We start from the raw sequence: 26439 nt of genomic DNA, 5'->3' as shown, positions 1-26439 counted from the left end.
ACGGCCCGATTAATGGAAATTCGCCATTTTGAAATGAGCTTGCGATCCTGGCCAGACGGCTTTGAATCTACGCCATATCCTTTGCCGACAGCATGGGTAATTTCAATTTCCAGGTGTAAAGCTGACGAGTTCGCGCTTTTCGCGTATAAGCAGGACATTATCTGGGCTATACTGCTCCTCTAGGCTCTTGACGGCACTCTTGATTTCCGGCGCATAGTAGAACTCGCCGTGTGTTACTCTGACGAGCTTGCCAATTCCTCCGCGTTGGCCATGGCTGATGGCGGCGGTTCCGGAAGAAGACGCCGCGACGCTCGTACCGGCAGTGGCGGCAACTTCGACCGTGCCATCGTTCACACCATCAGAGACGACCTTCACGGTATGGAAGTGCCCGCCAGCGACAGTGATATCTTCCCAGCCGACGACCTTGTAAGTCTGGCGAACATGGACCGAAATCTGGTTACCGCGTCGGGTGGAGTCTACAAAATCCACGGTCCATTGGTGGCCGACGCTCAGCGGGAATTCGAACGGCCTGGTCGTCACGGTCTGCTTGCCGTCAACGAAACGGCGATGGCTCCAATCCAGCCCGATCAGCTGGTCCTCGAACGCGCCGGGCGCGCCATCACGCTTGATGCCGATGTTCATCGTGTCATCGCCCAGGCGTTGCACGACGATATTGGTGCGCCTTTCGTTGTAGCCCGTCGGTCCTTTTTCGGTCACGTCGTTGAAGACCCACGAATCGCCAACCTTGAGCACCGGAGATTGCACCGTGTTCCCCGCTTGTGCCCAGACTTCGGCGGGCGCGGCGAGCAATGCCAGAAGAAGGGCTACGTGTCCGAAAGACTGCAACATGGCCGGAAAATCCTCGTGCGGTGGACAGCACGCGCAAAAAATGGCGGACTGGAAGCGGGCTCTCGAACGCACGCTTTTTTCACGACTATCCACTCATGGCCGCCTGGGGCAAGTGGATTTATGTCCAGATTCTCCGCACGTGGTTCGATGACGATGGAGTGCGGCCGTGAACAATGTGATGTTGATCGACGGGCATAAAGCCGTGGTGAACTTCGACCCCGACATTGCGATGTTTCGTGGCGATTTTCTGGGGGCTGAACGGCGGCGCCGATTTTATGCCAGCGATGTTGAGGGGTTGCAGCGCGAAGGGGCATTGCCGCTGCGGACGTTTCTGGACGTCTGCTCAGATAAGGGGATCACGCTCAATTGCTGCTATTCGAGCAAGTTCTTCTTGCGCGTCGATCCTGAAATGCATGAAGCGGTAGCATTGGCTGCGGCGTCGCACGGCATCAACCTCAACCTCAACCTCAACCAATCGGCCGTGGCCACTCTGGGTGCAGTATCGCGCGTGGCAGATTCAAATAACGTCCTGGCGTGATCCAAAACGAAAGGGCAGCTTTCGCTGCCCGCATTACCCGCTGAACGATGTCTGACAAATTGGTTGTGGATCGGCGTGCAAAAAGGACCCGGCTAGCGGGGTGATCGGCGTCCAAAAGGGAACCACCATTCCGATGGTTTAGACAGCGGCCTGGATTTTCAGGTGGCGAGATCGGGATGTTGGTGGTGGAGACAGTTGTACGCATCAGGCGCGAGCACGCGGGCGGGAAGGCGATCAGGGAGATCGCGCGGGATTTGCGGCTGTCACGCAAGGTGGTGCGCAAGGCGATCAATGCCCCGGAAGTGGCGTTTGACTATCATCGCACGGTCCAGCCTCGGCCTCGGCTCGGGCCGTTTCAGGAACGGCTCGATACGCTGTTGAGCGAGAACGAGGCGCGGCATCGGCGTGACCGGCTGCGGATGACGCGGATCCACGATCTGCTGCTGCGTGAAGGGTTCGAGGGTTCGTATGACGCGGTGCGGCGCTACGCCCGGCGCTGGGCTGATGGCCGCCGCAGGGATCCCGGCGGCGATGTTCCTGCGTTCGTCCCGTTGCTGTTCAAGCCGGGCGAGGCCTACCAGTTCGACTGGAGCCACGAGGATGTGGAGATCGCGGGCAAGCCGATGCGTGTGAAGGTGGCGCACATGCGGCTGTGCGCGTCGCGAGCGGTGTATGTGCGGGCCTATCCGCGCGAGACGCAAGAGATGGTGTTCGACGCCCATGCGCGCGGCTTTGCGTTCTTTGGCGGGGTGCCGTTGCGCGGCATCTACGACAACATGAAGACCGCGGTGACGACGGTGTTTGTCGGCAAGGAGCGCGTGTTCAACCGCCGCTTTCTGGTCATGGCCGATCACTACATGGTCGAGCCGACCGCCTGTTCGCCAGCGGCAGGCTGGGAGAAGGGCCAGGTCGAGAACCAGGTCCAGACGATCCGTGGTCGCTTTTTCCAGCCTAGGCTGAAGTTTGCCAGCATCGAGGAACTGAATGGCTGGCTTGAGGCCGAGTGCCTGCGCTGGGCGGCGATGCACTCGCACCCCGAGCAAAAGGACATGACCGTGTCCCAGGCGCTGGAGGCCGAGCGGCCCGCACTGCAACCAATGCTGGCGCCGTGAGCCAAAGTCGTTTTGGGGCTTTCACGAGACGAGCCACGCGGTGACCGGCACATGCCTGATCAGCTTTGACCGCAACCGCTATTCCGTGGCGGCACGCGCGGTGTGCCGTGCGGTTCAGGTCCGCGCCTATGCCGACCGAATCGTGGTGCGCCTGGGGGATGAGGTTGTCGCCGAGCACCCGCGCTGCTTTGGGCGCGACCGCACGCTCTATAATCCGTGGCACTATCTGCCGGTGCTGGTGCACAAACCCGGTGCGCTGCGCAACGGCGCGCCATTCCAGGACTGGGCCCTGCCGCCGGCGCTGGCCCGGCTGCGGCGCAAGCTGGGCAGCGGAGACGAAGCCGATCGCCGCTTTGTGCGGGTTCTGGCCGCCATATCCACCGACGGACTGGAGGCGGTCGAGGCCGCCATCGGCGAAGCGTTCGATACCGGCGCTGCCAGCGACGAGGTGATCCTCAATATTCTGGCGCGGCGGCGCGAACCACCAACAGATCAGCCACTCAGCGTCGTAGTCGATCTCAAGCTCAAGCATCCGCCCCGCGCTGATCGTGAGATTGCGGCTTCCGATCCAGAGCCGCCAGAAATGGTGTGATTTATCGTCCTCGTAGCAGATCAGCGCAGCCTTCGGGTGCCAGCTGTTCGAACGCTCCCGGTACGGCATTTCGATCACGAACTGGTCGAGCACCGCCGCTATCCGCGGAAGTTTCGGGCCGCGGTGGATGCGGCCGCGCTGCACGATGAACCGGACACGGTCGCGCAACGCCTCGATGGCGCCGGCGAAATCCGACTTGTTGCCGCCCGCACTATCGCGGCCGCGTGCATGCAGGTTGAGCAGGGCGCCGCCCAACACGATCGGATCGGCCGAATAGGCGGCGAACAGCGCGAACCGCGTACGTGTGAGCTTGGGCGGTCGCAGCAGTTCGAGAAATGCCTGGCCGGGGAAGTCTTTCGGTGGCTTCTTCATGCGCCGACCAGATCTCTGAGCAACATCTGCACCCGGTCCCAACGATAGTGCAGCGGCGCGCCGATCGGATGGTGATCATTGTCCCAGTCCGCGCGCTGATCGACGCCGAATTGGGTGAGCGACAGCCGCGCGCGACGGTCCTTCCGGCTGATCTCGGCGTTCCGATAGACCTCCTCAAGCCGCATAGGATCGCTGTGTCCGGCACGGATCCACGAGAGCGTATCGCGCAGGGCGATTGATACGACGGGGGAGAACTCGCTCTTGTCGTGCATGTCCTCGAGAAAGGCCGCCCAGTCGAGCCGGTCGGCCTGGGTCCGCCACCGCTCGAGCACCTGCGGCAGCGCGTCGCGCTGCGTGGCGGTCCGCTTGCTGCCGTCGACGGTCTCACACAGTGTCTCGACCTGTGCGGCATAGACCGCACGGCAAATTGCCGCCAAAGCGGCTGCGTGCCCCGAGCGTTCTAGAGCCGGTCGCTCGGTCTCGGCGAGGTCACGGATCTGGGGGCTCCACGCGGCGCGGCTCGACGACACGTCGTGCCCTACCAGAAGCGAGAATATCGAGCGCGCGCCCGGGTTCTTTGGCGAGGTGAGGCTGCGCAACCGCTTCGCCAGGAACTTTTTCTCCTTCGCGGTAAGATCGAAGCTAAGCGTGCCTTCGCCAGTCTTGTTCCAGTCCTCGGGCGGTTCGGGGCACACGAAGGGCCAGGACGTGCCGTTCAGTGGCGTCCCCTCGTCATCCTTAAACGGGCCGCCGGGCTTTCCGATAACGATGCGCTCGACCTGATAGCGGCTGAGCGGCCCGGTCCCCTCCTGCTCGCGCACCAGCCCCCAGCGTTGCAGCGCCCCCCAATACACTTGGCTTGGACGCTGATCGACCGGCAACGGGTAGTTCCCGCTTCCGATTACGCCGGCCGGCTCGTTGATCAGCCGTCCCGTCAGCAGATACTCGCGGCGCTTCATGCTGTCCTGGGTCCGCATGCCCTTCGCGGGCTTGGCATGCTCATCGCGGTAGAGCCACGGCACGAACAGGGCGTAGCGCAGCCGGGTGTGCAGGACCGAGGTGCCGGGGAAGAAGCGATCGGCGTAACGCTGGTGGACGATCAGGAAGCCGATCTCGTCGCGGACACCTTTCTGGTCCGCGTTCATGAATTTCCGTGCCTCGCGCATTGCGTCCGGCGATAGATACGTCATCCCGAAGGAAGCCAAGCTCTACCCCTAACAGCCAAATCACCGAATGAATGAAGGAGAAATCTGCGTGAAACCAACGCATTCTTCTCGAGCTTTCTTCCGTTCGCGCTCCTCGTTAACCCGATAAACCCAAATTCTGATACACAAGCAACAGTAATCTATCTACTTACAATGTCCGCGCAATATGCGGAGGTAAGTGTATCTCGGTCGTCATTCTCCGTTCGCACGCGCCTAGCATTCGGCATTGCGCCTGCATGAAGAGTTCGATGTGCCTTGCGTGAACCCAACACGCTGTGCATCCGCTTTGAAAAAGACCTGCCACTCGGCCTATTGTTTGGGAATGGTGGTAATGTCCCAGGAACCGGCGATCACTCCGTCCGATCTCTCTCAGCAGCCAGTGGTCCGGGAGCCGGTACGTTAGAACTCTGGTTGAATTCGCTGGTGGTCCCGCGACATCGACAACTGCAAGGACTAACCTTCCGACGTGCGTCGTTGTGCTAGATTGATCCCGAATAGACGGGGGGCAAGCATGACGTGGAAGGTGGTGTTCAGCGCGGCAGCGATGTTGGTGGCTGGTGCTGCCCAAGGGCAGGAGATCCACGACCTAGCTGTCGAGCACAACCTGTCCGAAAATATGGATAAAATGCGCGTGGATCAGTTGGCGCTTGGCTTGAAGAGCAAGGGCCACCTGACGCTGAAGGCGTTGAAAACTATTTCAGAAATGCGGAACCTACGCAACCGCGCCGCCCACAATGCCGAGATCACGGTTACAGACGCCCTGCAGTTCGATGAGCTTGCCCGACGAATGAAGAAGTTCCTCGACAACTAGGGCTTGGACATCTCATCGGGCATGTCCGCCTACAGATGCAGCGCCCCGTCCCTGCAGGTGGTCATTTAGCGGCTTGCTTCGCGCAAACCTCGCGTAGCGCCAGAATGAGCGGCGGGGCACCATCCAGCCCTTGGAGGCAATCGACGAGATCGGCGCCCTTCAATCGCATCCTACCGCACATCAGCGAGATCAGGAACTCGACAGTGGCCTCGCCCCGTGGTCGGTCCCATTCGCCAAAGATCCGCTTCAGCAGCCGCGCCATTTCCGTGCTCGCGTCCTCGTCGCCCGAATAGTCGAGCTCACCCGGCATCGCCGCCCGTAGGAATGCGGACTGGATCACACCGTCGTTGAAGCGGCCGAACGTAGATGGCGCTATGAAGCTGTGACGGAAGGCGGTCTGGAGAAGACGCGGCGACCGGCCGTCGCGGAGGTTCTCGAGCACGCAAGCGATCGTGAAAAGGATGTCCCCGTGGCTGGCGTCCGCCGGATCATAGTCCCCGTCCCAGAAGGCGAAAGTCTTGCGAAGTCCTAGTGGGGTACCGTCGGGCGCCGCCCAAAAGAAGGAGTCCACGCTGTCTCGCAGACCATCGATCTCGGCGATCCGGTCCAGGACCGCTTTCACGAGATATGGGCCCAGAGCGGCGCCTGACCCAGGTTCGACGAGGCCATTCAGTGCGTCGCGCTCGACCTCCCATGCAGACGGGCCATGCCGCTCGGGCAACGTGAGCTCCTCGAGAATGACCACGGCGTGCTTATGGTCGGTACTGCTGTATACGAGGTCGCCGCGAAGGCTCGCGTGGCGAGAATGCTGTGTGTGTTTGGCTACACCAATCAGATATGTCCGCGGTGCGTCCCCGGCTGGATCCCGCAGGTCGCGGCTGATCGACTGGAGGCATCCACCCGATCCGATGCAACCCGTGACGATCAGGACGCCGCCGTGCACGCTATTGGCAGCGATCTTGTCCACGTCCTTCGCCGACAAGGGCATGCCGGCGTCTTTTGGCGCATATTGATCGGCGATCTCAAGAGCCAGCTGAGCACTGCCCGGATCATCTGCGTTCACGATGAGCTTCGTACTCGCCGCGACGTGGCGCTCGCAGGCTGCCTTCACTCGGTTATCGAACACCGATCCCTTCAGCTTTGTCACGTCGACGAAATAGTTGTCAACCGCAGTCGCGTTGTTGCTTTGTTGCCGCATCCCAAGGGCGCTTAGGCATCGATACCTGCCAAGGAATGCCTTGGAATCGTCCTCAATGTCCCTACCGGTAATCTTGATACCGACGTGTTGAATGGCATCCGCGAGGAACTGATCGCCGACAAAGTGAACGGGCGTGGAGCCCGCTCGGCATAACGGGCAATCGGATTCGCGATATTCCTCGGTCACTAGCGGGAGCTTGTCGCCGTAGCGCGGATCGCCGACGAGATTGCATAGGACGGCCACGTCCGAGGCGTTCTCGATGAGGCCGAACAGAATCAGCACGCGATCCTTCGGTAGCGTCTTACGGTTCACGAGGGCACGCGCCATGTTTCCGCTCGTGCTGGCCGAGATAAGCGCGAGAGTCCTTTTGGGCTGCGTGAAATCGTAAGCGCCGTTGATACCCGGCCACGACGAGAAGCTGTTCACCATTGGCACGACATAGCTTGGGTCGAACAGCTGACGCAGCTGGATGGCAGCGTGTCCGACGCAAGCGATCGAGGACGTATCGACGCAGATATATTCTAGGTCGGACGCGAGATGATCCAGGATTGTCATCGCCAGAAACATGACCTCCGGCCCGAGGACCAGCAGGTTCGCCGCGCGGATGAACGCCTTCGAGTGCTTACCCGACGGATGGACGAAGTGCGTCGTCTCGCTGGGCTGGACCAGTCCGTCGCGCCGATGGAACAACTCGCACAGCCCGCGATCCCGCAGAGTGATGAAGATGGCGTCATCGATCCTGATGTCGGGGCCGCTGACGGGGTATACCCCGCCTAGGCCTCCCGTCAGCGTAAAGCCGACCACGACCACCGTGGTGGTGCTGATCGGAACGCGCCAATCCTCCGCACCCAATTCGCCAAGTTTGGCGCCTATCACCGCAGCAACGTTTTCCCTGACCAGGAAGACAAGGACATCGGGTTGGAGGTTAGCGCCAATGTCCTCCGTGAGCAGGTCGTACAGATCACCCGGCGGTATCATCGACTGGGGCGAGAAGACGACGAGCCACCTTGATCCCGGCTGGGGCGTCTTGCCGATAGTGCGGTAGGCGAAGAGACGGCTCATTAGCGACCGATTGGGAACAGCAAGGTCACAACAGATCCCGCCGCAGGCGCGTGACGGGTGAAGCCCACCGCTGCGGCGCCCGCGTCTTCAAGGTCGTAGTCAGCGTCGACGAGCGCGGTATCGTCTTCGCCAGCAAATGACCTGAACAACGACAGGCGCCCGGTCCGGAGGCGGACGAATCCGCCCCGCCCCTTCAATCGCGAGAGCATGCGTGGCAGCCCTATACCGGCGCCGTCCTGCGTACGGGTCGAAACGTTCCTTAGAAGGCAGTTGCGAACGAATTCATACTCTCGCTCGAGGGTCACGTTCTCGTCGATGGGTCGGCCCGCCATCCGCGCGGCATAGCCAGGCCCGCTGTCGAACACTGAAATCTCCAGCAACTTGGCGCGCGCGGCCCGCCTAGGTCGAGCAATGACCGATGCAAGATATTCCTCGAATGGTGGAAATCCACCCGACACCTTCTCGTCCCCCTCAAGCGCGTGCTGCGCGAAATGCACGCCGCGAACCGATCGCCGATACGGACGTCCTGCCGCATCGGTGCGGGCGTGATAGTGCGTGTTCGCGAACAGTTCGCGCAGCATCACACCCACCGCCTCGACATCCTTGAAGTCGAAGTCATGTTTCCTGGCGTCACCCAGCGCCGCCGCCATCAGGTCGCGGGCGAGATCGACAAAATCCGATTCACCGCGCACATGCGCGCCACCGTTCGCCGTGGTGTGGTAGAGGGGCTGAAGAGCCCGTTTGGTGGTCTGGTCGGCGCACAGCAGCGTCGTGGCTGTTCCGCGTGCGGTGTCGCGAAACCGGCCAGCGTCCATCGCCTCGATCCTCTGCCGCGCATTCTCGTACGCGGTCGCGAGCATGGAGGTTTGACCGTCCCTCGCCACCACTTGTGCCGACATCAGCACGGAGACGAGCCCAGGAAGGGTTTCGACGAGGTTGGCGATGGTTTGCTCTGCATACGGCGCCTGTGCATGGGTCAGCAAAACGGAGTCGGTCTCGGCTACAGAGCGCGACCAAGTATTTATCACTTGAAGCAGCGAGGCCGCGCCGCCGCAGTGCGCGTACTTCAGGTTGCTAGCGAGAAGCAGGCGACCATCAGTGCCCCGCTCGATGCTCCCAAGATGTTCTTCGCAGGCCGCGATGGTCGCAACCCTGTTGACGCTCAGCATGCGGTGGGCAGTCCTTGGTCGATTGCGACCGTCTCACAGTAAAGCTCCAGACGGAAAGCGCAACCTGACGCTGCGACGGACGGATACCGCCTGACGGTGATCGCGGCTACAAAGGTCAGCTTCGTTCAATAGGGTTTCGTAAGCCGCTAACGGCCTGCAGCCCATCCTAAGGCATAGACGGAGGCGTTATCTGCGTCGCGCGAATGTCTCCCTTTTACGGGAATCTGTCGTTCGTCGATCTCACCGCGAGCGTCAGGAAAATCCCACGATGCGGCATTGGCATCCGGCAGAGGCCGACCAGCATGCGTCGTTCGCAGTCGGGCTTTGAACGGCAGCTTCCGCCAGAACTTGCCGTTTGCCCAGCGCGAAGCCGTCTGGCAGCAACGCGCCCGAATATCGATCGTTCGGCGATAGATCGAGGACGCCCGAAAGCCGCCATTAGTTCAGGCGACGATGGAACGGCAAGGATTGGGTCGTCATCTTCCGTATGGTTTGCAGTGTCCGAGACCGGTCACTGCAGTTTCAGCTTCGCCGGAGGCCGGGGCTGCCCACGCGCGATCGGAGGCATCTCGATCTCGTATTGAACCCACTCGTGGTCGTGCATCCGGGTACGATCCAGCCTATTGTGCGGTTCGATCATTATGACCTGGCAGTGCTTTGCGCATTCATCGATCGGATCTGCCACCTGCCTGAAGATCTCTTTCGCGAATCCCCAGCCGGCAGCCTCGATTAGCAGCAGGGTTGGCAGAGACCGGCTTTTGAACTTCGCAAGTTCGATGGCCATCGAAAGCAGCACCTCCGTATGGACGCCGCCGCTGAAGTTCGCGAGCGGGTAGCGCTCGGCCGGCGAATACGTTTCGAGAATGAGTCGCATCTTCGGCGCCCCGTCTTCATGAATGACGCTTTCCGGCGGCTCTCCCTCATCCAGGGGGACCGGCTCGAATCCCATTTGGCGAAAGCGCTTGTTCCCGCTCGCGCCCACCTCCTCGGCGACGAGGCGGATCGTGTCGGCGTCGACCGAGAAGAACTTCGCGAGGCCGCGGAGGTCGTCCTCGGCGTCGGGCGGGAGATAGCGTTCCCCCAGGAAGACCGTGTCGATGACCAGCGGCGGAGCCAGCTGCGGGGCCGCGTCGAGCGTGAACCGAGCCGTCCCGCCCACTGGTATGCCCACGGCGAGAACGTGCTCCTTGTCGGAGGTGAAAGAGATCTCGAGGTTGATGGCGTGCAACGCGAGACGCCCGGTCCAGCGATCGAGTAATCCCTTGTCGCGCACAGCTCCCACCCACTCGCAGATGGCGGTCTTGCCGGCACCATTGGTCCCGCCGATGACTGTCACCTTGCCGAGATGGAGGACGCTGTCCGGCTCGAACAGCGGCGTCCTCATGAACCGGACGTGTTCGACCCAGCGCTCAGCTGGAGCGCCCGTGCTCATTCGCTTGACCCGCGCCTCGTGCAGGTCCTTCCAGCTTCGTAGGAGGCCGGCGGGGAAGGCGTCGCCCTTGTTGTTGTCCACGTCCTTGCCGTGCAACTCGCAGGTCCAGATGCCATTGCTTAATTCGGCGAGCTGGGCGTCGGACAATCCGCCCCGGCCGCGCGGCCCGTTCAACCCAGCGCTGTAAATGTGCGAGGCCTGCCCGACCCTGGCGGTCTGGGTCGCGGCGGCACCCGGACCGACGGTCCGGACCCGGCAATATGGCATGCTGCACTCGTGTCCGGCGCGATCCGCCAAGAGCTTCTTAATCGTCTCTGTAAAGTCGCCTGGCCTAGCGCTCAATGCTCGTTCCTCTCTATCGCCTGCAGGCGGTTAATCGATCTCCGGGTGCATCGTGAACCAGCTGGGGCTCACGTCCGGATGGTGTTGTCAAAGCTACAACGGCAGACAGCGCATTGCGCGCCACACCTTCGTTTGCCTGCCGCCCAAGGATTGAAGAATAAAATCCCACCGTCCGCAATTGGGTCGTTGGCTGACGGGCCGCAATACGCCCAAGCTTCGGCCATTCGTGGTCCGCACTGCCGATCCTGAAACCTGCGGTTCAGCGGGCGGCTCAACGGCAGTCATTAGGTCAAACGTGGGTGTGGCCGTCGCCACGTGGCCGAGCGCGATAGTGTGCTCTGCTGGAGTGACACCGCTGCCGCCAGCACATGGCGATTTGTTAGCGCTTCTTAGCCTCCCGTTCGGTGGGCAGCCGCGGAGTGAGGTCGAGTCCGGCAGCGTCGATGTGGAGTTCTCCCGGGAACCCCTGCCGGTAAGCCTGGGCAACTTCGCCGAGCATCGCGATGAGCTCAGCGAAGTCGAGAGAGGCTCCGGTATCTGGATGCTTCCATCGGGTCCGTTCAGCTCGCGTGACGAGAAGAATGCCCGCGCGACGTCCCGCCGGGGCCAGATATTTGGCGACAAGTTGGTCGGGGATCGTCGCCGCAAGGTCAGCCCCCGAATAGGGCTTGTCGCCGACCTTCAGCTCGATCACGCCTTCGACGCCGTTCACCGTCGAGCGCAATCGGATGTCGGTTTCCTTCTCCTCGGCGGTTACGCCTTCCTGACCGACCGTATAGGCACCTCGGGCTTCGCTCGTTATCCAAGCGGAGATCGCCCGTCGCAACACATGCTCGTCGTCTGTCGAGGACCACAACTCGCGCGGCGACTGATCGCTTAGTAGATGGTCGCGCAAGTCGGCGAGGCGATCGCTCATGAGCGCGAACATCTCGGCAGGTGAACGCGGTCCGGGCTCATCAAGGCGGTCAAATTTGACGAGTTCACTGGCGGACATCGCCACGTCGTCAGCCTCCGCGGCGGTTTTCTCCATCGCCAGCGAATGCAGGCGGTCGCGGATGTGCGCGAACTCGGGTTCGCTAGCGATGCGATGCTTGGCCGCCCAACCCTCGGGTCCACCCAAGTCAATTATCGCGCCGAGCAACGCGTTACGCGCCGTTTCGGCGTCGTCGCGCATGTCCGGCGAATAACTCCCTTCGTGCTGGGCATCCTCGGCCAGCTCGACATGGGTGTAGGCCAACCGCAAAAGACGGATCAGCAAGTCCGGGGTCATCGCGGCCTGCTTCAAATCAACGCCGCGACCGCGGTGGTGGCGGCCGAATAAAGTGCCAAACCATTTCACCGCCTCGCTGTGACGCGCGACGGGGATCGCCTCGCAGGTCGCCTCGAATCGTGTCACGGCGCGGTCGGGATCGACTGCAAACAAGATCGGCAGAAAAACGTGTGCGAACGGTTCGTTGGTTCCGCGTGTGAGCGCCGCCGCGGCAAGATCGCCGAGCATTTTGCGATCCGCCTCGTCGCCAAATTTCAGGAGCACGTCCGTGACCTGTTCCAGCCGACGCGCCGCGCCAGCCACATCGTCGTCGGCATCCGGCAGCCCGCCATTTGCTTCGAGCCACGCACGCAGGCGCCGTAGGAACAGGCGAGCGAGCGCAGGCGCGGCGTGGCTGATATTTTGGAGCGTGATCGACCAGCCTTGCGCGTCAGCTGGATGAGCGAGCTGCCAACTGAGTTCGTGTCCGAGAAGACGATCGACACTCTCGGGGTAGCGTGCTGCCAACGCGTCGAGCCATGGCGGAAAGCCGCTATGATACCAAGGGACATAGCGGATTGCGGTCTCGATTTCACTGGCATCGAGGCGGTCAAGCCAAAGTGAGTCTTCAGCTTCGGCCGCGATTGCGGTCAATGCGAGGATCCAGGTTTCGTACAAGCTATTGCGCTCATCCTCGGGGCGCTCCGACGGCAGTTGCAGCTGTTGCCGCCGCCAGATCGGCATTAAGGCCAGCCGCAAGCGGTCGGCAACGGTCTTGCCGAGGTGATCCTCGATCAGCGCGCGGTCCCAGCCGGAATCGGACCGGCGCGCGCCGCGACCCATTGCTCGGTAGAGATTCCACGCCGTATTCTCGGCGCGCTCGGGGCTAAACGCGCTTTCCGGGTCGTCCTTAAGCTCCCGCCAGAACATCACCCAGCTCGCCTTCGCCTTGGCGTTTCGCCGGTTGGCTTGACGTTCGCGCCACCTGTCCTTGATCGCCCAGTGCCGCTCCTGGCGGCTTTGAACGTGCGGCGTCAAACGATCCTCCAGCGCCTTTGTCAATTCGGCATCATCGGCGACGAGCGGTCGCAGCGCCTCAAGGTATGGCTGTCGCGTCTCGTCACCTGGTGCGAGCGCGAACATCTCAATGACGAGCGCGGCCGCGCGCAAGTCTGGAGAGGAAGCATTGTCGCCAAGCATTTGCCGCAGCCATGCATCGTCTGCCGGCGTCAGCCGTAACGCGCCTCGCCAGATCAGGTCCATGAACAGATCAAGGCGTGGTCGTTCCAGCCGGAGTTCGCGCAGGAGTGCTACGTTAGCGGCAAAAATAGCGGCGCGAAGCGGAGGGTCGGCCGCGGCTGTCGCTTCGAACAGCGAGGCCGGCATGTCGTCATTCGAGCGGATGGATCGCGCGAGCTCGGCCGCGACGACCGCCGATCGTGCCGCCCCGGGTTTGAGCTCGGCGGCCGCGATCAACATTGCCGTCACCATCGCGAGGAAGTGCACAAGGTGCGGTCGGTCGTTGGTAACAGCGTGGAGGCTCGTATCGAACCGTAAGCCCTGCTCGACGAGCGGCATTAAACCGGCGCTTAGCGCTTCGAGCTGCAGCATGTCCAAGCCCTCAACCAGGCGCGGTAGATTGCGCGACAGTTCGGACCCGGTGCTTTTAGTCTCGGCGATCCATACGAGGGCTGCGAGCAGTTGATCGACGGTCATCCATTTCGGGAAGAGGCGGTAGAGGACGGCGCGCGAGAACCGTTGGTCCCACGGACCGGGCGGGGCGCGCAGGTCCTCAGCGATCGTCGCCAGTTCCGCATGATCTAGGGCGACCAAGGCGTCGAGCGCGTCGATCCGCTCGTAGAGATGGATCGAAGGATTGCGGACTGTGCCCACCGCAATCGCGCCGCCCTCGACAAGCTTGGCGTGGGCGATGAGGTCAAGCAGGACTTGGCGGACCTCCGGATTTTCTACGCCGGCGAAGTCGCGCGCAATGGTCGGACCGAGCGATTTATCGGCAAACCGATGAATCTGGATTTGCGGGACCGATAGGCCGCGCCAACCCCCACGCCCATATCGCTCGATGAAGGCGGCGAGCACTTTTGCGCGCTGCTCGACCGACAGGCTACCGGGATCGCCGAGGTTCATCAACAACGCCGGATCGAGGGCGTTGACCAGTTCGAAAACCCAATCGTGGCGCAACGAGAGCCACGCAGCGACATCGTGGAGAGAAGGGCGCAACACCTGATTGCCTTGTGCGGTTTCGACAACGAGCAACCGCCGCACCGCACCGCGTGATAGCCCTTGGTCGATCAGGTCGGCCAGCCGCGCTGCCGCGAGGAATTCAAATGCGAGACGATTGTGAAAACGCACCCGGCCATAGCTCGCAAAACCAAACAGGCCGCGCTCGAGCAACGCCTTGCGGTCCGCATCGTCCCAGTCAGCAAGGATGACCGCCGGGTCGAGCGCCGGGTCCAGATCGGCATTGTCGCGGTTTACATCGTGTCGGATTGTAAGCCTGCGCGCCAACGCGGTCCCGAGCGCCAACCGCTTCGCGCCTTCGAAAACCTTGTCGTTCGCAATGTCACGATCTTCGCGCTCGGGGTTGGCTTTGAGCCTCGCCTTTATGTCGAATTCAACCTGCTGCGCGTGAGTGCCGAACCGCCCATCAAGTTCGAGCCAGGCGCTTGCTGCCTCAATCACGTCTTGCGGCCGTTTCATAAAATCCATCATCGACGCGGCGGTGAGCGCGTCGAGAAAGGCATTGGTATCGGTCACCCCGCGATTCGCTGCGATCGTTACAATGTCGCTCTGACTCAGTGGCAGCAGGGCGACAGTGCGGATTTCCGGGGCGGCAGCGGCGGCGTCGCTGGTCTTCTTCTCGCCCATCGCTAGGCTGGCGAAGTCGTCTTCGGTTCGCGCGGATGCTGCAGTCGGCGCGGCGAAGGCTTTGGTGAACAACGCGCGGTCGACAGGCAGAGGTCGCGATGTCAGCACGACGCGGACCCGGTCCATCTGGCCCGCAAGATCGTTCGCGACATTCCGCAATGCCGCGCGGAAGCTGCCCTGCGTCAGTTTCAGCTCGTCGACCGAATCGAGAAAGATTGTCGCGATGCCGCCACCGCGGCGCCAAGCATCGAGACGCTCGGTTTCTTCCGGCGATCGTAGTTCAGCCCAAGGCTGCGCCGCTACCGCGGCCAGCTCAACAAGGAAGGCAGGCTCACCCTCAGCCCAAAGCTTTTCCTGGCGCGTGCGACATTCGTAGGACTTACCCGATTGCGCCTCGGACAGGAGAAGAATGAGCCGCGACTGGAGGATGTCCTCCCAATGCGAACTCTTGCCGAACAGCGAATGCCGCAGCAGCAAGGATTGTTCGGCGTCATCGACCTGTTCTGTCGAAAGGTCACGGAACGCGCGACGGATCGTGCCGCCCTGTGAGCCTATCAAAACGTCAGATGCCATTCTGCCAGATGTAAAGCAATATTGCCGAACTGGAAGGCATAATGGAGATGCCGCGGCTTCAGCGACCGCCGGGCACGTTCATGAATTATCGACAGAAGCGATGGCCTCGCCCAACTAAGCCAATGTCCGCTTTCCGCGATCTGACGCCGACCGCTGCCAGTCTGTAGACGGCCAGTTGCAACCGCCGTGCGACGTCGATCGGGCAAACGCCGAATGTCGCCTCGTGGCAAGACCTGACGTTCAGCACGGAATTCGGGACCGGCGGCTTTGTCCCAAACCACGTCATTTCTGGTTGAGGATTGGGATGTCCAGGAGCATCCGGTTTCGGAAAGGATTACTCGATAACTCGATGGCGGAAATTGGGGCGCAAAGCCGCCGGCCGTCCCCGCCAAGAAAGGCGTTATCATTGGCGATTACGCCTTATCGCCCAGATAGCTTCGCACCCTGGCTACCGCGCGTGTCACTCGGTCGAGATCAACCAAGCCGACTTCGTCGCCAGCCCTTTCGATATAGGGCTTCAGATATATTGGTGAGCCGGTGATGATGCCTTCGCGTTCGGCCAGCCACCAGGCGACCAACTCGGCTTCGATTTCTCTGGCGAAATGGGGCAGGGTGCTCCGATCAGGCCAGCCGTATTCCTCTTCCTTCAGATTATTGTCCTCGAACGCGCCGAGATGTCCGCAAAACAGGTGGCCTAATTCGTGCAGCAGCGTGGTGAATTGCTCGGCAGGCGTTAGCAGCCGGTTGATCGAAACATTCCAGACAGGCTCGTACCCTTCCTGGCTTACCAGCGGTTCGTCATCGGCACCCCCCGTGACCCAGCCAGCCAGATTTCGACCGAAATCGACCTTGCGCGTCCTTACTACCAGATTCCGCTTGGTCCGCTTTGCGAGTGTGTCGATAAGCTTATCCAACCGCTCGGGTGAGAAATCTCCGTGCGCGGCGAATGCGTCATTTTCCGGCAGGCGCGGTAGCTGCGGGTCTGTATCGAGTTCCTCGAACACTTGGGTGATGGGCCCCGCCGGCTTTAGTATAAGGATCGGGATCGCTCCCCGTCTCACTGTCCGACCCTGAGAGGCCCACTGCTGTTTGCTGGCCACAATTCCAGCCCCCGGCCGTTGTGCAAAGATCATGTAGATATTGAATGGTCCGAACCTGTTCATGCGCGAGGCGAAGCGCGTGAAGTGCATCAATGCGTCGGGTGTCGGGATCGATAGCGCGTGTGCCATTAGTTCGCGCAGAGCATCTTCGTCAGGCAGATCGGTCGGCGCGGGCGGCTCGATCGGTTCCCCCGCTTCGATGGTTTCGTCCAATTCGTCGATTGTCGTCGGCGTGTCGACGCCATTTGCCATGTATTCGTAGGCAGCGTTCGTTTCTGGCATGGGGCCGGTGTTTGGCCCCTCGACCAGTCTCTTGGCATTTTCATAATTTTCGACAAGCGATTGGCCAGCGATCCAATAGATCAACCACATGGCAATCATCATGATTAGTCCGATCTTGTCATGCCAGTCGCCGTGCAAGATTATTGCCACGATGCCCGCAAGGAGCACCCCCATGCCAACGCAAAGGATCGACAATATCAGAGCTGTGGTGCCCCAGATGAAATAGATCGAAACGGCCAAGCTCAGCCAAAGCACGATTCCTGCGCCCCAACTGGCCGCAACAAAGCCAATCCCGGCCAGCGGCCTCGTCCGTTTCCAGATGCACATTGGCGCCAATACGAACATGCCCAAAGCCGCAAGCCAGTTGAATGCCGTCGGCAGGTAGTTCGACAGGAACTCAACGAGATACACGCTGTCGAACCACGTTCATGAATAGGGGCCCGCGTTGCCCGGCTGGTGCCGGGTGGTTGAACACATGCGAGCACGGGGCAGCATGCCTCCCGTATTTCCTACGAGAGGTATTTTATTCCGGGAGCCGCCCGACAAAGGCGGTTCCGTGCTCAGCACTCGTGTGCATCGCCAAGGCTGTTCAGACCCGTGCGATGGCGTCTTATGGCATGTGCGATTGTATTTGGCGAGCTTGTTTCACCGGCCTTCGGCTGCGCCCTGGCTAGCAAGTTGTGGCGCGTTATCGATCGCCAGCGTGCCGATTCAGTCAATCTCGATTTCCGTCGACCTGGTGGCAGCCAAGAATTGCGCACCCTTGCAGCAAGGCGTCACAAGGCGCACAATACCGACTATGGCAAAAGACGAGAGCCAAGCGGACGATCGCTGGAATTGCGGAGACGGGAGGGTGCCGTTTCAGCACGCGCCTTTGGAACCCTGCAAGATTTTGAAATTTCCGATCAGTTCGCGGACGAAGGAACGGCTGCACTTGTTAGGAAAATTGTCGCCGGATTTGAAAAATTCGCCCAGCTAACGGGCCCAGCTCGTGGATTGATCACCCATTGCCCTGCAATGCTCGCTGTCGACAGGGCAAGGCCAATTGTGCCATCACCGCGCCATGGCCAAACTGACCCTATCGCAACTCGCCAGCCTTCTGTTCAAAGCCTGCGACGAGCTTCGTGGGAACATGGATGCGTCTGAATTCAAGGAATATATCTTCGGTGTCCTGTTCCTGAAACGGTGCAGCGATCTGTTCGATCAGCAACGCGCACGGCTTTTCGCCGATCTTCGCGGGCGGGGGCTGGAGGGCGGTCGGCTGGAGGCACTGCTGGAAAGCCGCGACCAATACACATTTTACGTCCCGCCAGAGGCGCGGTGGGACACCGTTCGGCACCTGAAGGAAGACGTCGGCAACGGCCTCAACGCCGCGCTGGGTGAACTGGAACGTCATAACAAGGATCAGCTGGAGGATGTGCTCGAACACATCAACTTCAACCGCAAGATCGGGCAGCGCACGCTGAGCGACAACACGCTGGTCGATTTCATCCAGGTGTTTGAAAAGATCCCTCTGCGCGACGAAAACTTCGAATTCCCCGATCTGCTCGGCGCGGCCTACGAATACCTGATCAAGTATTTTGCCGATTCCGCCGGCAAGAAGGCGGGCGAATTTTACACCCCCGCCGATGTCGTGCGCACGATGGTGGAAATCGTCGATCCGCAACCGGGGATGAGCGTCTATGACCCCACGGTCGGGTCGGGCGGCATGCTGATCCAGTCGCGCGACTACGTGCGCGACAATGGTGGCGATCCCAACAACCTGACGCTAGCGGGGCAGGAATCGCAGGGTACCACCTGGTCAATCTGCCGCATGAACATGATCCTGCACGATATCCAGTCGGCCGATATCCGCCAGGAAGACACCTTGGCCAAGCCGCAACACCGCGACGAACAGGCCGAACTGGTGCGGTTCGACCGGGTGCTGGCCAATCCGCCGTTCAGCCAGAACTATGATGCCAAAGACATGGAATCCAAAGGCCGGTTCGTGAAATGGATGCCCGAAAAGGGCAAAAAGGCCGATCTGATGTTCGTCCAGCACATGCTGGCGGTGCTGAAAAGCAACGGCCGTATGGCGACGGTGATGCCCCATGGCGTGCTGTTTCGCGGCGGCGAGGAAAAGGACGCGCGCGAACATTTCATCAAGCAGGGCTGGCTCGATGCCGTGATCGGCCTGCCCTCCAGCCTGTTCTATGGCACCGGCATCCCCGCCTGCATTCTGGTGATGAACAAAGAACATGCCGAGATTCGCAAGGACGTGCTGTTCATCAATGCCGACCGCGAATATCGCGAGGGCAAGGCGCAGAATTTCCTGCGGCCCGAAGATATGGCCAAGATTGTCGATGTCTACCGCCGGCGGGAGGATGTGCCCGGCTATGCCCGCGTCGTGCCGGTTGCTGAGATCGAGGCCGAGCAGTTCAATTGCAACATTCGCCGCTATGTCGACAATGCGCCGCCGCCCGAGCCGCAGGATGTGCGCGCGCATATCCATGGCGGTGTGCCGGTGGCGGAGGTAGACGCCCTTGCGCGCCACTGGATCAATTACCCTGGTCTGCGCGAGGACTGCTTCACGGCGCGTGCCAGCGATACCGCCTATTGCGATTTTGCCCCAGAGATTACAGGGCGGCGCGACATTGCCGATCTCGTCAAATCGCACACCGGCGTGTTTGCCACGCACAAAGAGTTCATTACCCGGTTGGCGGATTGGTGGAACACCATTCAGCCGCAGATGGAAATGATCGCGGCGGGCAATGGACGGGCAGACAATGTCTATGCCCTCCGGCGCGGCCTGATGACCGACATCTCGCAGGCGTTTGCCGATCAGGCGCTGCTCAATCCGTTCCAGGTTCGCGGCGGCCTTGCGCGCTATGTGGACAGTCTTAAAGTCGATCTCAAATCCATCGCGGCGAGTGGCTGGGGTGCCGAGCTGATCCCCGACGACGAAATCCTTGAAAGCGAATTTCCGGAATTGATCGAGGAGCTCGCGGCCAATCGCGCACGGATCGATGAAGTGCAGGCCCTGTTCGCGGCGGCGGACGAGGAAGGCTATGAAGACGAGGAGGACAGCGGCGTGCTCGCGTCTGCTGAGGTCAAGCGGCTGAAAGACCTGCTGAAGTCGCAAGGCGCGGAGCTGAAAGCCTTGGTCAAGGCCGCAATCGGTGCGGCGCCCGATCTGGTGAGCGAACTCGGCTTGCCAAAAGGCGCGGCCAAACTGGGCAAGCTGGGCGATCCAGACTTTGTCGCGGTGCACCGGCTGGCGACGGCGGCGAGCAAGGCGGGTAGCGCATCGCATTTCGCCGCGCCCATTCGCGCATTGGCGCAGCAGGGGAAGCCGATGGTCGATGCTCTGGCCGATGCGACCGGGCGGCTGGCCCGGCACAAGGCGCTGGAGGATGAAGTCAAGGCGCTGAAGGCGAACTTGCGGGCTTCAGAAAAACGGCGCGAGGAATTTGTCGCCGCAGCCCGCTCCAAGATCACAAGGGATGCGGCGCGCACGCAGATCCTGCTGCGGTTCCGCAATTCCCTGCTTGCCACCTATCGAGCCTATCTGGATGCCGACCGGCGCGCGGTGACAGCGGCGATCGAGAACCTGCATGACAAATATGCGGTGACCGTGCGCGATATCGAGCAGAAGCGCAGCGCTGCGGCGGCGGAGCTGGACGGGTATTTGAAAGTGCTCGGGTATGTCTGAGTGGATGGAGAAGCCGTTAGCAAAGTTGATACTCCCTTTGGAATCGGGGAAACGACCTGCAGGAGGCGTGAGTTCCGAAACCGAAGGCGTCCCAAGTCTGGGTGGGGAGAACATCGACGCAGATGGCAAGATGTCATACGCGAACGTCAACCGTATCTCCCCAGTCTATGCGCGTCTGATGAATAAAGGAAAGCTTAAATCAGGCGATACGCTGATCAACAAGGATGGCGCTCAAACCGGAAAGGTCGCCCAATATGATGGAGCCTTTCCCGAGGCTTGGATCAATGAGCATGTCTTCATCGTTCGAGCCAAACCCGGCGAAATCGATCCCGACTATCTTTTCTATACTATGCTTGACAGTCGGGCCCAGGGTCAGATCGCCCGGCGAATAACCGGTTCAGCGCAGCCAGGCTTGAATTCGGATTTTGCCACCGCTGTAAGTGTGAACCTGTCGTGTGACATCGCAATACAGGCCAGAATTGTCCGCGTCCTGCAGGCGCTCGACACCCAGATTGAGGCGACGGAGGCGTTGATTGCCAAGCAGGAGCGGGTGCGCGCCGGGTTGATGCAAGACTTGTTCACGCGCGGGGTGGATGAAAACAGCCAGCTCCGCCCGCCCCGCCTCCAAGCCCCGCACCTCTACCACCAGACCGAACTCGGCTGGTTGCCCTTGGATTGGGAAGTCCGTCCCGCGTCCAAACTTTGCTCTGCCGTCATCGACTGCAAGAACAGAACGCCGCCGATCACCAGTGAAGGCCATCCTGTTTTTCGAACTCCAAATGTCAGGAACGGAAAGTTTGTCGCCACTGGGCTTGTTCTCACCGATCCAGCTTCGCACCGTGAGTGGACACGGCGAGGTCAGCCGTTCCCGGGGGATATTCTAGTCACCCGTGAGGCACCGGTCGGCGAAGTTTGCATCATACCAAAAGAATTTGCGTTTGGCTGCTTGGGACAACGCATGATGCTATATCGACCACTCGAGGGAATCATTTCGAGCGATTTCCTAGTCTATGCTCTCCAGTCTCAGCTAGTCCAAGCTCATCTAGATCGTATTTCTGGCGGTTCGACCGTGGGACATGTCAAAGTAGGTGACATCAGAGATTTGGCGATCCCATTTTGCTCCGACCCTGAGCAAGGTTTGATTACCGCGGCTCTAAAAAGCAAAGATCAGCTATTGGACAATGATCGAGAGCAATTAGCTAAGCTCCGCATCCAAAAAACTGGCCTCATGCAGGACCTGCTCACCGGCAAAGTGTCCGTCACCCCGCTGCTCGAAAGTGCTGCCGCGTGAGCGAATATGCCCATGTCGAGAAGCCGCTGCTGACCCAGCTCGCCGGGCTGGGCTGGGCGGTGGTGGATCAGGGCAACCAGATGATCCCGCAGGACCCGGCGCGGTCGTTGCGCACCAGCTTTCGTGATCTGATCCTGCCGGAGGTGTTCCGTGCATCCGTCCGCGCGATCAATGCCCTGCCTGATGGCACCGAATGGCTGACCCAGCGGCAGCTTGCCGGGCTGATCGACGAGATTTTCCGCCAGCCCGGCAAGGGCCTGCTCGATGCCAACGAAGCGGTCCAGGCGCTGCTGATGAAGGCGCAAGTGGACCGGAATGACGTGACGGGGGAGAAGGACCCGACCGTCCGCCTGATCGATTTCGCCAATCCGACGCGCAACACCTTTCACGCGATCAACCAGTTCCGGGTCGATACGCCGGGCTGCGTCAAGGGCTTTATCATTCCCGATGTGGTGCTGTTTGTGAATGGCCTGCCGCTGGTGGTGATCGAGGCCAAGATCGGTGATGCCAACACTGCAAACCCGATGCACGAGGCTTATGTCCAGCTGCAGCGCTATCGCGATGCCCGCCCCGAAACCGCGCGGGCCGGATTGCGTGAGGGCGAGCCGAAGCTGTTTTATCCCAACCTGGCCGTGATCCGCACTTGCGGCGAGGCGGCGGAATTTGGCAGCATCAGCTCAGCACCCGAACATTTCTACAGCTGGCGCAATGTCTGGCCCGATCAATACGCGGCCATCACCCCGCCATTGGGCGCGGTGCGCGCGCAGGAGGAGCTGGTCCAGGGCCTGCTCAACCCGCATTGCCTGCTCGACATGCTGCGCACCTGCTCGGTGTTTATGGACCTGCCCAATGGCAAACGGATCAAAGTGCTGGCCCGTTATCAGCAGCACCGCGCCGCGCGCCGGATTGCCGCGCGACTGCGTGAGGGCAAGACTCCGATGGAGCGCAGCGGGGTCATCTGGCACACGCAAGGCTCGGGCAAATCGCTGACCATGGTTTTTGTCGGCCGGATGCTGCGCGCCAGCCGCGATCTCAACGACATCAAAATCATCATGGTGGTGGACCGTGCCGATCTGGAGGGCCAGTTGACAGGCACCGCGCGGCTGATCGGCGGCAAGATCAATCTGGTGGAAAGTCGCGCCGGCGTGCGCGGTGTGCTGGCATCACCCGCGTCTGATGTAAACATGGTGATGGTTCACAAGTTTCTCGAGACAAAGGACGATCTGCCCGACAGTTTTCGCGAAAAGCTGGGCCGCTATGCCCCGCCGCCCAGCGCGGACAGCTTTGGCGTGGTCAATCCGTCGGAGCGGATTCTGATCATGGTGGACGAGGCCCATCGCACCCAGGGCAGCGACATGGGCGACAACCTGTTCGAAGCGTTCCCCAATGCCGCACGGGTCGCCTTCACCGGCACCCCGCTGAAGACCGAACGGCACGGCGGTCGGCAGACCGTGAAGCGCTTTGGCGAATACATTGATACCTACAAGCTGATGGATGCAGTGGCCGATGGAGCAACGCTGCAGATCCTGTATGAAGGGCGCACCGCCAACACCGCGCTGCGCGACAAGGCCGAATTCGACAATGCGTTCGAAGACCTGTTTGCCGAACGATCGGCCGCCGACCTGCTGGCGATCAAGAAGAAGTATGGCGCGACTGGCGACATTCTGGAGGCGGAAAGCCGCATCGGCGCGATCGCGCGCGATATGGTGGCGCACTATATCGACAACATTCTGCCCAACGGGTTCAAGGCGCAAGTGGTGTGCCATTCAAAGCTGGCCGCCGTGCGGTACCAGCGCGCCTTGCGCGAGGCGCTGACCGAACGACTGGTGCGCGAACGGGCGAAGGTCGAGCCGGACGACGCGCTGATCCGCCGCATCGCGTTTTTGAAAGTCGCGGTGGTGGTGTCGTCTGACGCGACCAACGAGGCGGCAGAGATTTCCGCCGCCAGGCGCGAAGCGCGTGACTGGAATGCGGTCGAAAATTTTTGCCGACCGTTCAATTTCGACGACTATGATCAGGCCAATACCGGCATCGCCTTTCTGGTGGTGTGCGACATGCTGCTGACCGGGTTTGATGCGCCGATCGAGCAAGTGATGTATATCGACAAGCGGTTGAAGGAGCACACGCTGTTGCAGGCGATTGCCCGCGTGAACCGGGTGACCCAAGGCAAGCAGCGCGGGTTTATCGTCGATTACATCGGGTTCGCTGGACACCTGGCCGAAGCGTTGAAGATCTACGCCAGCGAAGACCTGACCGATTTGCAGGCCGGGCTGAAAAACCTGACATCGGAACTGCCGATTCTGGAGGAGCGCTATCGCCGGCTGTTGCAGCATTTCCAGGGCCTGGGCGTGCACGACGTCGAGGCGTTTCTGACCGGCACGCTGCGCGGCCCCGAAGACGACGTGCGCGTGATTCACAAGGCCGTCGACGCGATGGAGCCGATCAGGCCACGCGCCGATTTCGAAGTCTATCTGAAGAAGTTTCTGATGAGCCTGGACCTGGTGCTGCCAGGTGACGCGGCGCAGCGCTATCGCGGGCCAGCACGGCGGCTGGGCTATCTGATTCGGATGGTGAAAGAGCGGTTCAAGGACGATTCGATCGACTTTGCCGGGGTAGGCGAAAAGGTTGCCGCGCTAATCAACCAGCACCTGGTCGAACTGGGGGTCGATCCCACGATCCCGCCGACCGAATTGTTTGACCCGGCGTTTGTCGAACAGGTAACCGGCCACGCGCAAGGCAGCGTGCGCGCCAAGGCCAGCGAGATGGAACACGCCATCCGCAAGCACTGCACTATCCACTTTGATGAAGATCCCGCCTTTTTCAAACGGATGAGCGAAAAGCTGGACACGCTGATCGCCAGGCACGGCGAGGACTGGAAGGCGCTGGCCGAACAGTATGAGCAACTGCGCGCCGAAATCCGTGCCGGTCGCGGTGCCGCGGCTGAGCAGCCCGCCGAGGTGCTGGTGTTTCGCGCCAACTTGTTCGATTTGATCGGTGACGGGGCAACACTGTCGGTCGAGGATGCGGCGATGGTGGATGCGTTGTCGCTGCGGCTGGTCGAAATCATTCGCCAGGCCATCGCCATCGTCGACTTCTGGAAAAAGCCGGACCGGTTGCGCCGCCTGCGCGCCAGCATCGATACCGAACTCATTGTGTCCGGCATCGGCCCAGTGCAGGATCAACACGCACGCATTGCCGTGGAACTGATCAAGCTTGCCGAAAAGCGCCATGCGGAGTTGCTGCGCCCATGAAGATGTGCGCCCAGGATATCGAATTTACCCTGATCCGTAGCGATCGGAAAACCGCCGATATCGTGATCGAGCGATCGGGCGAGGTGATCGTCCGTGCGCCGTTGACCATCGGTGATGACCAGTTGCGCGACGCGGTGACCGATCGGGCGCTATGGGTGCATCGGTCACTGGCCGAGTGGGATGACCTCAATTCGAGCCGACGGCATCGACCGATCGTGCAGGGGCAGGGCTTCGCTTATCTCGGCCGATCATACCGGCTAAAATTTGTCGACAATGCGACTGTTCCCCTGCGCCTCAAAAATGGCCGCTGGGAACTGTGCGAAGCCTTCGCCAGGCGCGAAGGCGAACCAGCCGTGCGCAAGGCGTTCCGGGACCACTATACAGCAAGAGGTACGCAGATATTCGGTGACCGCGTGCGCCACTTCGCGCCGTTGGTGGGGGTCGAGGCCGGTGACATTGCCGTCAAGGAGCTTGGCTATCACTGGGCATCATGCGGTGTAGCCGGTGCGCTCAATTTCCATTGGAAGACCCTGATGGCCCCGCAAACGGTAATCGACTACATAGTGGTGCACGAACTCTGTCACCTGCGCCACCGCGACCATTCCGACGCGTTCTGGAATGAGGTGGACAAGATCTTGCCGCGATACAGCGAGCGCAAGGAATGGCTGCGGTTGCAGGGAGCTTCGCTGGACGTATAGCAAAGGCAGAGCATCCTGGGCCGGCGCGAATATGCTCCGCGTGATGTCCCGGTGATGTCCCGAGCCGATAACCCCACCCAAACTGGGGAGTGGATCATCTCTAAGCTGTTGAATTAATTGGTCGGGACGAGAGGATTCGAACCTCCGACCCCCACACCCCCAGTGTGATGCGCTACCAGGCTGCGCTACGTCCCGACCGGAGGACGGGCCTATACGGAGGGGGCCGCCCGATGGCAAGCAGGTTTGACGGGGCAGGACGGTTTATCGGCGATTGCCGCTCGGCGCTTGCGGGGTTTGCCATTGCGTGGGCAAGCTGCTAGGCGCGCCGGCTACGGATCGGGTGCCGGTTTGCGCCCGACGATCGGTGTTTTGCTATCATGAACGGATCCGCCTTGCTTTCCATCCTCGACCAGGCCGCGGCGTCTGCCGCCGGTGATCCGCCAGCCTATCTGCAGTTTTTGCCGCTGGTGGCGATGGCGGTCATTTTCTACTTCCTGATCCTGCGCCCGCAGATGAAGCGGCAAAAAGACCTGCAAAACAAGATCGCGGCGATCAAGAAGGGCGACCAGGTCGTGACGGCTGGCGGATTGATCGCCAAGGTGCTCAAGGTGGAGGACAACACCGTCGAGCTGGAAATCGCAACCGGCGTCAAAGTGCGCGCGGTGAAATCCACCATCGGTGAGATCATGGCGCCCGGCGCCACCGTCGTGGCCAACGACTGAGCGGACGCGGGGGA

At 61.1% G+C, this 26439-nt stretch carries 14 protein-coding genes, 1 tRNA gene and 2 pseudogenes; 9 read left to right on the top strand and 8 right to left on the bottom strand.

Annotated features, from left to right (window positions below):
- Window positions 1-102: 102 nt before the first annotated feature.
- The gene (locus tag ACOOE2_RS12190; protein WP_420383266.1) at window positions 103-849 is read right to left on the bottom strand and encodes a hypothetical protein; all 747 of its coding nucleotides are present in this window, start codon (window positions 847-849) and stop codon (window positions 103-105) included.
- A 166-nt stretch (window positions 850-1015) separates the two neighbouring features.
- On the opposite strand from ACOOE2_RS12190, the gene ACOOE2_RS12185 reads away from it, so the two are divergent.
- Both ACOOE2_RS12185 and istA read left to right on the top strand, forming a co-directional pair.
- On the top strand, window positions 1016-1387 hold the full coding sequence (locus ACOOE2_RS12185) for a type II toxin-antitoxin system HicB family antitoxin (protein WP_420383265.1): 372 nt from the start codon (window positions 1016-1018) through the stop codon (window positions 1385-1387).
- Between the two features lie 176 nt (window positions 1388-1563).
- A pseudogene (gene istA / locus ACOOE2_RS12180) lies at window positions 1564-3091 on the top strand (IS21 family transposase).
- A gap of 368 nt (window positions 3092-3459) precedes the next feature.
- Here istA and ACOOE2_RS12175 read toward each other — a convergent pair.
- Window positions 3460-4629: a DUF6361 family protein gene (locus ACOOE2_RS12175; protein WP_420384608.1), complete on the bottom strand. Its 1170-nt coding sequence runs from the start codon at window positions 4627-4629 to the stop codon at window positions 3460-3462.
- 550 nt (window positions 4630-5179) lie between these two features.
- Here ACOOE2_RS12175 and ACOOE2_RS12170 point away from each other — a divergent pair.
- A complete protein-coding gene (locus tag ACOOE2_RS12170; protein WP_420383264.1) occupies window positions 5180-5479 on the top strand; it encodes a hypothetical protein in 300 nt (99 codons plus the stop codon).
- 61 nt (window positions 5480-5540) lie between these two features.
- Here ACOOE2_RS12170 and ACOOE2_RS12165 read toward each other — a convergent pair whose 3' ends face one another.
- The 5 genes from ACOOE2_RS12165 to ACOOE2_RS12145 all read right to left on the bottom strand — a co-directional run bounded on the left by ACOOE2_RS12165 (window position 5541) and on the right by ACOOE2_RS12145 (window position 17183).
- The gene (locus ACOOE2_RS12165) at window positions 5541-7739 is read right to left on the bottom strand and encodes a hypothetical protein (protein WP_420383263.1); all 2199 of its coding nucleotides are present in this window, start codon (window positions 7737-7739) and stop codon (window positions 5541-5543) included.
- Window positions 7739-8908 carry a hypothetical protein gene (locus ACOOE2_RS12160; protein ID WP_420383262.1) on the bottom strand — a complete coding sequence of 390 codons (1170 nt, stop codon included), beginning with the start codon at window positions 8906-8908 and terminating at the stop codon, window positions 7739-7741. Before ACOOE2_RS12160 ends, ACOOE2_RS12165 begins: the two co-directional genes overlap by 1 nt.
- Before the next feature lie 511 nt (window positions 8909-9419).
- Window positions 9420-10607, bottom strand: coding sequence for a hypothetical protein (locus tag ACOOE2_RS12155; protein ID WP_420383261.1), 1188 nt, complete (start codon window positions 10605-10607; stop codon window positions 9420-9422).
- A gap of 454 nt (window positions 10608-11061) precedes the next feature.
- Window positions 11062-15390 carry a hypothetical protein gene (locus ACOOE2_RS12150; protein WP_420383260.1) on the bottom strand — a complete coding sequence of 1443 codons (4329 nt, stop codon included), beginning with the start codon at window positions 15388-15390 and terminating at the stop codon, window positions 11062-11064.
- A gap of 413 nt (window positions 15391-15803) precedes the next feature.
- Window positions 15804-17183 (bottom strand): hypothetical protein, encoded by a 1380-nt coding sequence (locus tag ACOOE2_RS12145; protein ID WP_420383259.1) that lies wholly within the window; start codon window positions 17181-17183, stop codon window positions 15804-15806.
- A 652-nt stretch (window positions 17184-17835) separates the two neighbouring features.
- Here ACOOE2_RS12145 and ACOOE2_RS12140 point away from each other — a divergent pair.
- The 5 genes and pseudogenes from ACOOE2_RS12140 to ACOOE2_RS12120 all read left to right on the top strand — a co-directional run bounded on the left by ACOOE2_RS12140 (window position 17836) and on the right by ACOOE2_RS12120 (window position 25703).
- Window positions 17836-20463: an N-6 DNA methylase gene (locus ACOOE2_RS12140; RefSeq protein ID WP_420383258.1), complete on the top strand. Its 2628-nt coding sequence runs from the start codon at window positions 17836-17838 to the stop codon at window positions 20461-20463.
- Window positions 20464-20581: 118 nt separating this feature from the next.
- Window positions 20582-20989: pseudogene (locus tag ACOOE2_RS12135) on the top strand (restriction endonuclease subunit S); the annotation flags it as partial.
- A 39-nt stretch (window positions 20990-21028) separates the two neighbouring features.
- Complete coding sequence (locus tag ACOOE2_RS12130; RefSeq protein ID WP_420384607.1) at window positions 21029-21754, top strand: restriction endonuclease subunit S; 726 nt, start codon at window positions 21029-21031, stop codon at window positions 21752-21754.
- Window positions 21751-25005: a type I restriction endonuclease subunit R gene (locus ACOOE2_RS12125; RefSeq protein WP_420383257.1), complete on the top strand. Its 3255-nt coding sequence runs from the start codon at window positions 21751-21753 to the stop codon at window positions 25003-25005. The genes ACOOE2_RS12130 and ACOOE2_RS12125 overlap by 4 nt, the downstream gene beginning before the upstream one ends.
- The gene (locus ACOOE2_RS12120; protein ID WP_420383256.1) at window positions 25002-25703 is read left to right on the top strand and encodes a M48 family metallopeptidase; all 702 of its coding nucleotides are present in this window, start codon (window positions 25002-25004) and stop codon (window positions 25701-25703) included. Before ACOOE2_RS12125 ends, ACOOE2_RS12120 begins: the two co-directional genes overlap by 4 nt.
- 118 nt (window positions 25704-25821) lie before the next feature.
- Here ACOOE2_RS12120 and ACOOE2_RS12115 read toward each other — a convergent pair.
- A tRNA-Pro gene (locus ACOOE2_RS12115) sits at window positions 25822-25898 on the bottom strand.
- 182 nt (window positions 25899-26080) lie between these two features.
- Between ACOOE2_RS12115 and yajC the strand changes: the two genes are divergently transcribed.
- On the top strand, window positions 26081-26425 hold the full coding sequence (gene yajC / locus ACOOE2_RS12110; protein ID WP_420383255.1) for a preprotein translocase subunit YajC: 345 nt from the start codon (window positions 26081-26083) through the stop codon (window positions 26423-26425).
- Window positions 26426-26439: the final 14 nt, after the last annotated feature.

This window comes from Novosphingobium sp., assembly GCF_965214355.1.
Classification (GTDB): Bacteria; Pseudomonadota; Alphaproteobacteria; order Sphingomonadales; family Sphingomonadaceae; genus Novosphingobium.
Note: the sequence above shows the minus strand (reverse complement) of the source record. Positions and strands in the feature narration are given on the sequence as shown.